The 11773-nt window shown below is 57.1% G+C and carries 11 protein-coding genes; 7 read left to right on the top strand and 4 right to left on the bottom strand.

Translation table 11 applies throughout. The annotated features are described in order from the left end of the window. Nucleotides 1–184: 184 nt before the first annotated feature. From J2T09_RS27080 to J2T09_RS27105, 6 genes are all read left to right on the top strand, one after another. Nucleotides 185–1336, top strand: a complete 1152-nt coding sequence (locus tag J2T09_RS27080; RefSeq protein WP_306840195.1) for an extracellular solute-binding protein — start codon at nt 185–187, stop codon at nt 1334–1336. A 68-nt stretch (nt 1337–1404) separates the two neighbouring features. Continuing rightward, nucleotides 1405–2217 (top strand): ABC transporter permease, encoded by an 813-nt coding sequence (locus tag J2T09_RS27085; RefSeq protein WP_373458666.1) that lies wholly within the window; start codon nt 1405–1407, stop codon nt 2215–2217. Between the two features lies 1 nt (nt 2218). Continuing rightward, nucleotides 2219–3043: an ABC transporter permease gene (locus tag J2T09_RS27090; protein ID WP_306840197.1), complete on the top strand. Its 825-nt coding sequence runs from the start codon at nt 2219–2221 to the stop codon at nt 3041–3043. 8 nt (nt 3044–3051) lie between these two features. After that, nucleotides 3052–4086 (top strand): ABC transporter ATP-binding protein, encoded by a 1035-nt coding sequence (locus J2T09_RS27095; RefSeq protein ID WP_306840198.1) that lies wholly within the window; start codon nt 3052–3054, stop codon nt 4084–4086. 2 nt (nt 4087–4088) lie between these two features. Further along, nucleotides 4089–4925, top strand: coding sequence for a glycerophosphodiester phosphodiesterase (locus J2T09_RS27100; RefSeq protein ID WP_306840199.1), 837 nt, complete (start codon nt 4089–4091; stop codon nt 4923–4925). Continuing rightward, nucleotides 4922–5731, top strand: coding sequence for an inositol monophosphatase family protein (locus tag J2T09_RS27105; protein WP_306840200.1), 810 nt, complete (start codon nt 4922–4924; stop codon nt 5729–5731). Before J2T09_RS27100 ends, J2T09_RS27105 begins: the two co-directional genes overlap by 4 nt. A gap of 100 nt (nt 5732–5831) precedes the next feature. Here the strand turns inward: J2T09_RS27105 and J2T09_RS27110 are convergent, their stop codons facing one another. The 4 genes from J2T09_RS27110 to J2T09_RS27125 are packed head-to-tail and all read right to left on the bottom strand — an operon-like array spanning nt 5832 to nt 9907. Further along, nucleotides 5832–7040, bottom strand: coding sequence for a class I SAM-dependent methyltransferase (locus J2T09_RS27110; RefSeq protein WP_306840201.1), 1209 nt, complete (start codon nt 7038–7040; stop codon nt 5832–5834). A gap of 52 nt (nt 7041–7092) precedes the next feature. Continuing rightward, complete coding sequence (locus J2T09_RS27115; RefSeq protein ID WP_306840202.1) at nt 7093–7788, bottom strand: class I SAM-dependent methyltransferase; 696 nt, start codon at nt 7786–7788, stop codon at nt 7093–7095. Between the two features lie 3 nt (nt 7789–7791). Then, nucleotides 7792–9111, bottom strand: coding sequence for an ABC transporter ATP-binding protein (locus J2T09_RS27120; protein WP_306840203.1), 1320 nt, complete (start codon nt 9109–9111; stop codon nt 7792–7794). Further along, on the bottom strand, nt 9101–9907 hold the full coding sequence (locus J2T09_RS27125) for an ABC transporter permease (RefSeq protein ID WP_306840204.1): 807 nt from the start codon (nt 9905–9907) through the stop codon (nt 9101–9103). Before J2T09_RS27125 ends, J2T09_RS27120 begins: the two co-directional genes overlap by 11 nt. Before the next feature lie 481 nt (nt 9908–10388). Here J2T09_RS27125 and J2T09_RS27130 point away from each other — a divergent pair, with 481 nt between their 5' ends. Then, nucleotides 10389–11522: an acyltransferase family protein gene (locus J2T09_RS27130; RefSeq protein ID WP_306840205.1), complete on the top strand. Its 1134-nt coding sequence runs from the start codon at nt 10389–10391 to the stop codon at nt 11520–11522. Nucleotides 11523–11773: the final 251 nt, after the last annotated feature.

An 11773-nucleotide genomic window follows, 5' to 3' on the forward strand; every position in this document is an offset into this window, starting at 1 on the left:
CGTGCACACGTGCTCACACAGTTTCCTGTCATGAAAGCGTTACGTAGCAACTTTAGAACCGCAATCGGTTCTGCAAAGCTGTGCACACGTGTGTATCGCTGAAGAGCCGGCGACGGCTTAGGTCCCTCAGCGATCAGGTCCGCGCCTCAAAAAAATCAACGCGCCGACTTAATCGGAGAGAGTGATGAAACGCCGTACTTTTATGATGTCCGCCGCCGGTGCCGCTGCCGGTCTGGCGCTTGCGCCGCGCATGAGCTTTGCCGCCAAGGACACGATCGACTGGTATACGGGCTCGGATACCAACATCCTCGATTTCTGGACCAATACCGTCAAGCCGGCCTTCGAAGCCGCGCATGCCGGCATCAAGCTTAATCTTGTCGATGCTGGCGACAATGCCGGCATTCTTGCCATTGCTGATCGGGCCATCGCTGCCAAACAGACAGGAACTGATCCGCAGGCCGATTATTTCGAACATTCCGATCCGCTTCTGCCCGCCGGTGCCATTGATGCCGGAATCTATGTGAATATGGCGAAAGCTGGCCTCTCCAACTATTCCAAGGTCAATCCGCTCGCCATCGAAAGCGAATACAGCCTGCCGTATCGTGGTTCACAGGTCCTTCTCGCCTATGACACGACCAAGCTGAAGCCGGCCGATGCCCCTAAAACCTGGGATCAACTGGTTGCCTGGATCAAGGCCAATCCCGGCCAGTTCGTCTACAACCGTCCCGACAAGGGCGGTTCGGGCGGCAATTTCGTTCGTCGCGCCATCCATCAGGCAAACGGTCTCGACCCGAAGGCTTTCAAGGTCGACAATTATACCCAGGAATTCGCTGATGAAGCGCTCGGCAAGGGCTGGAAGCTTCTCACCGAAATCGCGCCGCATCTCTATGACAAGGGCGCTTATTCCTCCGGCAACACACAGTCGCTGCAGCTTCTCAGCCAGGGCGTCGTCACCATGATCCCGGTCTGGTCCGACCAGGTTCTTCAGGCAATCGACCAGGGCGTTCTGCCGGCTGAAACCGGTCTGGTTCAGCTGCAGGATCTGGCGCTTTGCGGCAATTTCTCCCGCGCAATCGTTCTTGATAACGGCGTTAATCGCGATGCCGCGCTGAAGCTGGCCGATTTCATCCTGTCGGAAGAAATGCAGGGCGCCATCCTGACCGAACTCGGCGGCTTTCCGGGCGTTTCCTGGGATCACGTCTCGGAAGATCTGCGCAAGAAGTTCGCCGATATCATTCCGCAGTCGATCCCGACTTTCCCGTCCGGCAAGTGGGAAGCTGCCATCAATGACGGCTGGTATCGCCATGTGGCTCCGAACGTCGATCGCAAAGCGTGAGCGAGTTCGTCGAAAGAGCGGCTCCGCCGCTCGCTGAAACCGCAGCAAGCAGGAGGCCGTTTGGCCTCCTGCTCGTCGCCATACCCGTCTTTCTGGTGATCTGGCTGGTCATCTGGCCGGCAATCAATGCAATCAGCCGCACGATCTGGCGCGTGGACGCTGACGGAAATACCGGCTTCGATCTGTCGAGCTACGCCTTTTTCTTTTCCGATCGCTACAGTCTCGACAATCTGGCCGTGACGCTGTGGACTACGATGGTCTGCGCGGTGCTACTGCTCGTCATCTGCCTGCCGATCGCGCTCTACCTGCGTTTTTCGCAAGGCCGTCTGCCGGCTTATGTGCAGGCGCTCGCCATCCTGCCGATGTTCGTGCCGTCGATCATCCTGGCCTTCGCCTTTATCCGCGTGCTCGGACCGAATGGCATGATCGATATCCTGCTGAATGCCGTCGGCCTGCCAAAAATCCGCACGCCCTATCTCACCCCCTGGGGGCCGGTCATCGGTCTCGTCTGGGACAATATTCCGCTGACCGTGCTGATCCTGCTTTCGGGTCTCGGCAGCGTCGCCAACCAGTTCATCGAGGCCGCGCGCGATGTCGGCGCCAACGCGTTTCGTGTTTTCTGGCACATCATCCTGCCGCGTATTTCCAATTCCATCCTCGTGGCGCTTTCCTTTTCGGTGCTCGGTATCTTCTCCTCCTTCACGCTTCCCTATCTGCTCGGTCCGGCCTCGCCGGAAATGCTCGGCCCCTTCATGCAGCGCACCCTGCGCGATCTTCAGGATCCGATCGGCGCCATGACACAGGCCGTGGTCGCATTCGGCTTCTGCATCCTGTTTGGTCTCTTCTACGTGCGCTCGGTCGCCAGAAACCGGGGGAAATGAGATGACTTCGCTTACTCGCACGCGCTCCCGCATCGATTGGTCCGGCATTGCCTTCGCCATTGTTCTGACGCTCCTCATCGTTGGACCGCTCGTCGTGGTCGCCACCTGGGCGTTTACCGAGGTCTGGCGTTATCCCAATATCATTCCGCAGAAATTCGGTTTCCGCTTCTGGGGCCAGACTTTGGGTCGTCCGGATGTCTGGAACGCGCTGATGCTGAGCCTGAAGCTCTCGACGGTGGTGACGCTGCTGTCGGCGCTGATCTGCCTGCCAGCCGCCTACGCTTTCGCGCGCATGAAATTTCCGGGGCGGGACATCCTGTTTTTCTCCTTCCTCGCCGGCCATGCGTTTCCGAAGTTCGGCCTGCTGGTGGCGATTGCCGCGATCTTCCTGCAGCTCAATCTCATCGGTACCTTCTGGGGCGTCGTGCTGATCCAGCTTGTCGGCACGCTGATGTTCATGATCTGGATCCCGGTTGCGGCGTTTCAGGCGGTGGATCGGCGCATGGAAGAGGCCGCGCGCGATGTCGGCGCCAGCCCCTTGCGGGTGTTCTGGTCGATCACGCTGCCGCAGGCGGGGCCGACCATTTTTGCCGCCGTCCTGCTCAGTTTCGTCGGCACGTTTTATGAAACAGAAGGCGCCTGGCTGATCGGCGCGCCCGGCATCCGCACCATGCCGGTGCTGATGATCAGCTATATCAACAACCAGATGGTCATCCAGTACGGCGCCGTTCTGTCGGTCCTGCTCTGGGTCCCGTCGTTCATCGCCCTCATGTTCGCCCGCCGTGTCATCGGTGGCGGCGCATTTGCCCGCGGTTTCGGCGGTTAGGAATTATCATGTCCGTTCTTCAAATCTCCGAGGTCACCAAGACCTTTTCCGGCGGCACCCACGCCGTGAACAGCTTTTCGCTCGATGTCGCCGATGGCGAACTCGTCTGCCTTCTCGGCCCTTCCGGGTCCGGCAAGTCGACGCTTCTGCGCATGGTCGGCGGTTTCGAGCAGCCGACCAGCGGGCGCATCACCATCGATGGCGAAGACGTCACGCATCTGCCGCCGGAGCGCCGGCCGACCGGCATGGTGTTTCAGAGCCACGCGCTCTGGACGCATATGAATGTCTTCAAGAACCTCGCCTTCGGCCTGAAATTGCGGCGCATGCCAGCGTCCGAGATCAGGGAAAAGGTCGAGGCCGTGCTCGAACTCGTCGGTCTCGCCGGTTATGGCGACCGCATGACCACGCAGCTATCCGGTGGTCAGCAGCAGCGTGTGGCGCTCGCCCGCTCGCTGGTGCTGGAGCCAAAGATCCTGCTGCTCGATGAACCCTTTGCCAGCCTTGACCAGCATCTTCGCGAGCGCCTGCGTGAAGAGGTGCGCGACATCCAGCAGCGTCTCGGCATCACCACGCTGTTCGTCACGCATGGCCAGGACGAAGCGCTGTCCATGGCCGACCGCATCGTCGTCATGGCCAATGGCAAGACCGAGCAGATCGGCCGCCCCGATGTCGTTTATCGTGATCCCAAAACGCCGTTCGTTGCCGGTTTCATCGGTACGATGAACCTTGTCGAAGGCGAAGTGTCGAACGGCCAGTTCACGCGATCCGGTTTCGCCTTCCCGCTGCCGATCGCCGATGGTCCGGCCACGCTTGCCATTCGGCCCGAATCGCTCGATCTCACCGCATCAGATGCGTCAAAGGCAAAAGTGCATCGCGTCACCGACTACGGCTCGCATGGTCTCGTTGATCTTGATCTCGCCGATGGCACGCGACTGAAATCGATGGTAGCCCATCCCGATCTCTTCCAGGCAGGGCAGGGCGTGGATCCCAAGCCCCGCGCCGTCGCTGCCTATCGCAACAACCAGCAGATTTTTCGGAGCTGAATGTGGACGCACCTCTTCATCTCGACCGGGACGGCCATCGCACTGCCATCAAATGGCATCGCGGTCGCCGTCGCCTGAGCGATCCTGTCTTTACCGCAGCACGCATCGTCGAAGCCATGCGGGTTGGAGCCAGCGTCGAAGTCGATCTTGTCGTCCATGGCGATGAGGGGTTTGCCGTGCTGCATGACCTGACGCTGGAACGGGAAACAACGGGCACCGGCCGAGTGCGCGACACCGCTACCGCCGACCTGCGAAAACTCGATCTGCGCGGCAATGACGGTGAACCGATCGCCGACAAGGTACTGTTGCTGGAAGATCTCTGCGCTCTTCTTGAGCGTGAAGGCGTGCATCCCGATGCCCTGCTGCAGCTCGATTACAAGGAGGATCTGCAGGCGCTGACCCCGCAGGCGATCGTCAATTTCGGCAAAGGCGCAGCACCGATCGCCGGTTCCCTGATCCTCTCGGGTGGTGATTTTTCGGCGATCGATGCGCTGGCCAAGGCCGCTCCCGGCATCGCGACGGGTTATGATCCCTGTTACGGCGAAAGCCTGAAGAGACTTGAGGCGGCCGGCGACTATCGCAGCTTCATCGAACAGGCGCTCGCCACCGCGCCCGATGCCGGCATGATCTATCTCGATTACCGTATTGTGCTTGCCGCCGATGCAGCCGGTTTCGACCTCATCGCCCCGGTTCATGCGGCCGGTCGTCGTGTCGATGCCTGGACGATCAACCGCATCACTCCTGAAAGCATTCTCCAGATCGAGCGTCTTCTGGCGCTCAAGGTCGACCAGATCACCACAGACGACCCGGAAGGGTTAGCCAAGGCATTCAGTTCATGACAGTCAATTACAGCAGCATTCTCGACCACATGGTGGCCACCGCCCGCGAGGCCGGCGCCCTGACGCTCGAGCATTTCGCGCGGTTTCGCGATATCGAGATCGGCATAAAGGGACCGGGCGATTTCGTATCCGACGCCGACAAGGATTCCGAGACGCTGATCCGCGAGCGCCTGCTCAGCCAATATCCATGGGGCCTGACGGGTGAGGAATTTGCGCCCGTCGAAGGTGCGGACGACGAACATCGGTGGCTGGTGGATCCGATCGATGGTACCACCAACTTCATCTACGGACAGCATTACACCATCACAATCTCGCTGCGTCGCGGCAACGAAACGATGTGCGGGCTGGTCTACAATCCTGTTTCGGACGAGATGTTCACCGCCATCAAAGGCGAGGGCGCTTATCTCAACGGCACCCGCCTGCAGGTCAGTGCGTCGACGGATGTTGCGCTGATGTGCGTCGGCACCGGCCTGCCGACGCCGAACCTGTCGCTGCATCCGGGCGCCTATCAGCGCCTTGATGACATCCGCGCGCCGATCGGTGCGGTGCGGATCGTCGGCAGCGCCGCCAATTCCTGCGCCTATGTCGCCTGCGGGCGGCTGACCGGTTATTACGAGGAAACCGGCTTCATCGATACGGCGGCCGGCATTCTGCTCGTGCAGGAAGCCGGCGGCATCGTCACCGACTGGTGGGGGCGGGGGGCGGAGTTTTACGAAAAGACCGGCACGATGATCGTCGCCAATGCCGCCACCCATGCCTATCTTCTCGAGCACCTGTGCAGCGCGCCACCGAAAAACGAGAAATAGGGTTCTGCTTCGATATCGATGGCAGGATGGTGGGCATTGCTGCCATCCTTCATGCACGGCAATCTAGGCCGCTTGTCCGGTATGTTATCTGGATCTGGGACTACGCCAGGCCTGCGTCATGGGGATCGGGGCCGTGGGCTGCTTTCGGAAGCCGGCCTTCCTTCCTGCCTGCAACAATGTAATGCAGCAGAAGGCCCATGCCGCTTTCTTCGACATCGGGATAAGTCGAAGCGTAAAAGCAGGGATCAAATTCAGCAGAAGGCGCCAGACCTTCTTTTTCGCCGTATACGATATAGTCCTCGAGTAGTTTCCCGCCATCGATGTTCGCACCGGCTCTAAGTGCTGCATAGAACTCAGGATCGAAAAGACCGCTATTGCTGATCAGGTGCATGTGCTCGAACTGGTTCTTGAGACCGGCTTCGGCGCGCAGCGTGATCAGTTCGCTCCGGAGACGGGCAAAATCATCCCGCAAGCTGGCAAGCGCTTGCCTGTGAGATAAAAGATCGACTTCCGTCCGCGCCATCATATCTTCGCGCCGGGCCATATTCTCTTTTTGCTGCCAGTATACATCATATTTGTCGCTAAGCAGGAAAGACGCATTGGTTGAAGGCAGCAGACTTGCCTGACGCGCGGCAATGGCGACGAAATACATGCTTGCTGGGCTTTCACGCGTGACACGCTTGATGTCTCCGTCGTCCACAAGCACTTCCGCCATGTCCATACTGGCGTCGGAAGGCAAGAGAGCCGATGCCATGAGTATGCGCTGACCGTAAAGGCGAACGGCTCCGAAATGCTGCTTCAGCAGATGGGTGAAACCTTCCCGATCAAGTTCCTTCTTGTGGAACGGGTTGTCATATTTCTGGCGGATCGAATAAGTTTCGATATCCGGAGAGGAAATGATGAGCACCCCATCTTCGCGAAGGACGCGAAAAAACTCCGAGATGGCGCCTTCCTGATTGTCGATGTGCTCGATCGTTTCAAAAGAGACAATGACATCGGCGCTTGAATCCGGGAGGTCGATTGCCGCGGCGTCACCAACCTGGAAACGCAGATTGGGTCTCGTGTAGCGGCCTTGCGCGTGGGCGATCGCTTCGGCGGAGAGGTCGATGCCGATGACCGACTTTGCCCTGCTGGCCAGCATATCCGAGCCAAAACCCTCGCCGGATGCGACGTCTACAACGTCCTTGCCTGCGACCAGATCGCAGCACCAGGCATATCGATGCATGTGCTCCTGCCGGATTTCTCCCTCCAGCTCAGGGTGAAATCGCTCACCGGTAAATTGCAATGATGATGATCCATCCTGTTTCATTCTCATTACCTCAGCTGTTTTTCGTATCGACAGCGTTTAGTGCTTGCAGGTGTCAGGCGATTGCGGCGAAAGCAATGGCTGACGGGTACTCGACAGTGAAGATCCTGATCTGCGAGAAGCCGGCTTGGACCAACTGCGTCCAGGCATCTGCTCCATATTCGGTGTGGACCAGATAATCGCTGGCGTTTTTAGTCGGATCACCATGATAAGATGGCTTGATTCCGCAACGCGTTCTGGACATGCGTCCCACGATGATCGGGACGGTGAAGCACAAAGCCCCTCCGCGCTTGAGAACCCTCCGACATTCCGTGAGAGCATGAACCGGATTTTCGACATGTTCCAGCGTGTCGGAATGAATGACGATATCGAAGCAATCCGCATCATACGGAAGTGCGTGCATATCAACTTCCGGATATTCGGCAAATACATGCCCGGGGAGGGGCTTGAGCCACGAATGGAGCGATCCTGCCTCATTGATCTCAAGGATTTTCAGTTCGTGGGCCGGCGGACTGGATAGGTAGCCCGTGAGCATGTCATCCGACGACACAACGTTTCTGACGGCATCAGCGAGTGCTATGGAGCGCAGATTGCTGCCACACGAGACACATTGTTCGCCTTGTTGACGGTCGATGTAGTGCCGCTCCTCGCTGGAAATTTGCCAGTCATCGACAAGCTCGTCCCAAAGAACGGCCTTGAAGCGAAACTCTTTCGACCCGCAAACGATGCAGGACAATTTCGGTGCGTCCATGCCCTAGCTTTCGTGAATGAGCTGAATGTCTGCCATTGGAAGGCCAATAATTCCGTGCGTCACATGACTGCTTCTGCAATGAAAGATGAGTGCGTCATCGACCCAATGATGCTGCCGATGCTCGTTTTGAGTTCCTTCCGCAAGTGCCGCCGCAATGGAATAGTCGCCGCTGGGCATATAGGGCATCTGGAAGGTGAATTGCGCACGAAATGTGTCACCCGCCGGGATCGCAATCGGCGTGGCTGAATGAGAAAGATAGGTATTGTCGCCAAAAATGTTCTGTCCGAGCCGGTCGCGCAGGAGGAAGCCGACGATTGGGCTGTAAAGCTCGTTGTGAGCCTTGCAGGTAACCTCGACAGTCAGTTCCTCACCGCCTTCGATAAGGGGCAGGATGCTTCCATTTCTGTCGAGGATCCGGACGTCAATGATTTTAGCGCCTCCGGCGCCGAATGAAGGAGCGTTCGGATCGAACTCGAAAACTTCGATCTGGTTGCGCTTGTCGGACCCGCTGATCATGTCGCGGCGCGCATCCTTGACCAGTGTTGGCACTTCCCGTCGGCGCCCTTCGATAAAAAGTGTCTGCCCGTCGGACTCCGCCTGGAGTGACGCCTGATAGGCAAGGCTTATATCCTTGGCGGTACCTGCTTGGCGAATCCTGCCCTTGTCCATCCATATCGCGTGATCGCACAAGGCGTTCACGGCGGCAATGTCGTGTGAAACGAACAGGATGGTGCCTTGCTCGCGGAACTTCCGGATATAGCGCATGCATTTCTGAGCGAAAGCCGCATCGCCTACGGCAAGAATTTCATCGACGATCAGAACATCTGCGTCAACATGAGCAGCCACTGCAAAGGCAAGCCGGGCATACATGCCGGAAGAATATGTCTTGACCGGCTGATCGACAAAATCACCTATGCCCGAGAATTCCAGGATCGAAGCCTCGCGCTCTGCGATCTGCGCGTCTGTCAGGCCAAGGATGGCAGCGGAAAGCCGCACGTTTTCGCGACCGGTGAATTCCGGATTGAAGCCTGCGCCGAGTTCGAGAAGCGGGGCAACGCGGCCGACCACCTTCAGCGAACCGGCGGATGGTTGCAGCGTCCCGGCAATCATTTGCAGAAGCGTCGACTTGCCAGATCCATTACGACCGATAAGCGCGACCGTCTGCCCCCGGGTAATGGACAGGTCTATGTTCTGGACAGCCCAATACTCTCGATAGTATCGACGCCAACGCAAAAGCATCTGCTTCAGTCTGTCCTGCGGTTTTGCGTAAATCAGATAGGCTTTGCTTAAAGCAGAGGCCTGTATGACCACTTCAGATGACATCGGCAAATGCCTTTTGGGTGCGTGAAAACCAAGCCGATCCGAGTAAATAGACCAGAAAAGAGGCCGAAAACATTACGAGCCATTCAACTATAGCGGGTGGCGCGCCCCAAAAGATAACATCACGTGCCTGGTTTACAACGGGCGTCATCGGGTTGAGGTACATAAGGTACCGATATTGTTCCGGAAGCGTCTGTATAGAATAGAATACCGGTGACAGAAAGAGAATTGCCGTGGTGAAAGGACCGGTTATGTGCTTGAGGTCCCGCAGGAAAACACCCAGAGAAGCCAGAAAATAAGCAATCCCCAAGCATAGTATCGCAAACGGAAAGATGACGAATGGCAAATAGGCTATAGTGTGGGGCGGAAGGCCATAGAGCAAAACATAAAATACCATAAAGATAAGAAAGGATATGCCTGCATTGATAAGTGTCGAAAGCAATGCCACGACGGGTAATATCTCAAGCGGGAAAGACACTTTCTTGACATAGGACTTGTTTTCCAGGATCAGCGACGGAGACCGGTTGATCGTCTCGGAAAGGATCCCGAAGAGTGTAAGTCCGATGAAAAGCAGCATGGGAAAGCTGAACCGGCTGGTTTCGTCACCTTGCGGTCCTCGCCATCCGCTTTTGAGGATCGATCCGAAGACAATGCTGTAGATGAGCAGCATCGTTACCGGTACGATCGTGACCCATAATATGCCGAGGAACGATCCCCGGAAGCGAGCCTCAGTTTCACGTCGCGCCAGCCGCAGAATGAGCGTTCTATTGCGATATATGGCGCGCAAAGTCATAAACATGCAAATCGCCTTGGTGATATCGTGTCTCCCCGTGCTCATCGCACAATAAATCCTGCAGGTAAAGCGACACCGCCCAAGCCCCGGCTCATGCAAAGCCGAACCTATTCTGGGGCTTACGAACAATCTCGACACCGGTCAATGTAGCGATCTTTGGTCTGCCGACGATATGCCAGAGCCGGCAGAGGCCTTGTCTGCGAACGATAAACACGAAAATGGGGCGACCTTGAGCCCTGAGCCTCCTCGGGATTTTGGGGCTCGCACCAACGGGACCAACTCACGGTCAGTTCATGATCACAAATCTCGCCAAATTCGATGCCGAATTACAACTATGGAGATTGAAAGCATTTTGAAATGCACGGAATTAAGCAGGTTTCGCTTAACCTAAAGTTTGGCGCGAATAATGTCGATCTGCGCGCCATGATGGCGTCTTTTGTTTTGGTTACTCTAAGCGCCGGGTGACGTGATGATAGCAAATCATACAATGCCTATACGCCTCAACCAACTGACAGGACTTCGTTTTTTCGCCGCAGCCATGATTATGGATGGACACTCCTGGCGGCTTTTTGGTCCCAGCTACCTTGACGGTATGATGCTGGTGCACGGTGTTTCCATCTTTTTCGTGCTCTCGGGTTTCATCCTGGCCGTCGCCTATCCGACGACCGCCGATGTGACTTCGCGAAATTTCCTGCGTGCCAGGATCGCTAGGGTCTGGCCGCTGCACATCCTCTCGACACTGCTCCTGCTTGCCGTCGTGCCGGGCGTAACAAATCAGTTCTTCACGTCAGGCGGCCTGCTCACGGCGATCCAATATGTCACGCTCACCCAAGCGTGGTTGCCTATCCTCGAAAACATCATGGCCTACACCGCAGTGTCATGGTCCATATCGGCCGAGGTGTTTTTCTACGCAACATTTCCGCTGTGGTTGATGGATTGGGGGAGGTTCAACAGCCTCAAGTTACCAGTCGCGATAATGCCGACGATTTTCCTCATCCAGATTTCCAACTTTGCCGATCTGCCGCTCGCACTCGATAGCCCCGGCATCAACGCCGGTACCATGCTCTATTTTTTCCCGGTCGCTCGTTTGCCGGAATTCGTTCTTGGCGTGATCGTCGGGCAGTACTGGTATCGCAGGCAATTTCGGTTCAGCTCTGGTCAATCGGATATCGCCAGCCTTGCTGCTATCGCGCTGTCCGTCGGTGCGCTTTATTACGCCGCGCCGATCGCCGGCAGCCCGATTACCGCCGGCTTGCTTGGCAAGGCGGGCGGCGTGTGGTTGCTGCCGGCAGGTTTCGGCCCGGTCTATGCACTCCTTATCTTCGTGCTAGCTTCCTCTACCGGTTATATCACGCGTATCCTCGGGTCTCGACCGCTCGTTCTGCTGGGCGAGATCAGCTTCGGAATGTACCTGTTTCACTCCATTTTCCTTCGTTACATCGAGCGTCATCCTGACTTGATCGCAGAAGCGCCCAACTATTGGCGGCTCGTTTATTGGGTGACAGTGAGCGCATTTTCCTATGCCGCCTATGAATTGTTCGAAAAGCCGGCAAGGGACTGGATCAACGGTCGCCATGCGAGGAAATGGCTGAAGAAAGACGAGACATTGAAGGTCGTGTGATCGCAGCCAATGCAACTCCGGCCTGTGTGTAGAGACAGAAAACTGGGCCGCCGGGACGGGAGTTTGCCGGCTCTTGTGCAAAAAGCGATGCGTATGACTGGCAAAGGTCGCCCCGGAAATCTGGTGTGTGCAGCATGAGCGCAGTGCCCCTGACGCCTAGGTGTTTGGTCCCAACATGTCATGGCTTGGTATTCGAGAGAAGATTTCAGGTTTTTTCTCACTGAGTCGCCTAATGGCTTCGTAGGGCGTTT

It is taken from the genome of Neorhizobium huautlense, assembly GCF_030811685.1.
In the GTDB taxonomy this organism is placed as follows: Bacteria; Pseudomonadota; Alphaproteobacteria; order Rhizobiales; family Rhizobiaceae; genus Neorhizobium; species Neorhizobium huautlense_A.

What these genes read in the sequence shown, in the direction of transcription:
- J2T09_RS27080 (WP_306840195.1), top strand. Translation starts at nt 185, where the DNA reads ATGAAACGCCGTACTTTTATGATGTCCGCCGCCGGTGCCGCTGCCGGT.
- J2T09_RS27090 (WP_306840197.1), top strand. Translation starts at nt 2,219, where the DNA reads ATGACTTCGCTTACTCGCACGCGCTCCCGCATCGATTGGTCCGGCATT.
- J2T09_RS27095 (WP_306840198.1), top strand. Translation starts at nt 3,052, where the DNA reads ATGTCCGTTCTTCAAATCTCCGAGGTCACCAAGACCTTTTCCGGCGGC.
- J2T09_RS27105 (WP_306840200.1), top strand. Translation starts at nt 4,922, where the DNA reads ATGACAGTCAATTACAGCAGCATTCTCGACCACATGGTGGCCACCGCC.
- J2T09_RS27110 (WP_306840201.1), bottom strand. Translation starts at nt 7,040, where the DNA reads ATGAAACAGGATGGATCATCATCATTGCAATTTACCGGTGAGCGATTT.
- J2T09_RS27115 (WP_306840202.1), bottom strand. Translation starts at nt 7,788, where the DNA reads ATGGACGCACCGAAATTGTCCTGCATCGTTTGCGGGTCGAAAGAGTTT.
- J2T09_RS27120 (WP_306840203.1), bottom strand. Translation starts at nt 9,111, where the DNA reads ATGTCATCTGAAGTGGTCATACAGGCCTCTGCTTTAAGCAAAGCCTAT.
- J2T09_RS27125 (WP_306840204.1), bottom strand. Translation starts at nt 9,907, where the DNA reads ATGTTTATGACTTTGCGCGCCATATATCGCAATAGAACGCTCATTCTG.
- J2T09_RS27130 (WP_306840205.1), top strand. Translation starts at nt 10,389, where the DNA reads ATGCCTATACGCCTCAACCAACTGACAGGACTTCGTTTTTTCGCCGCA.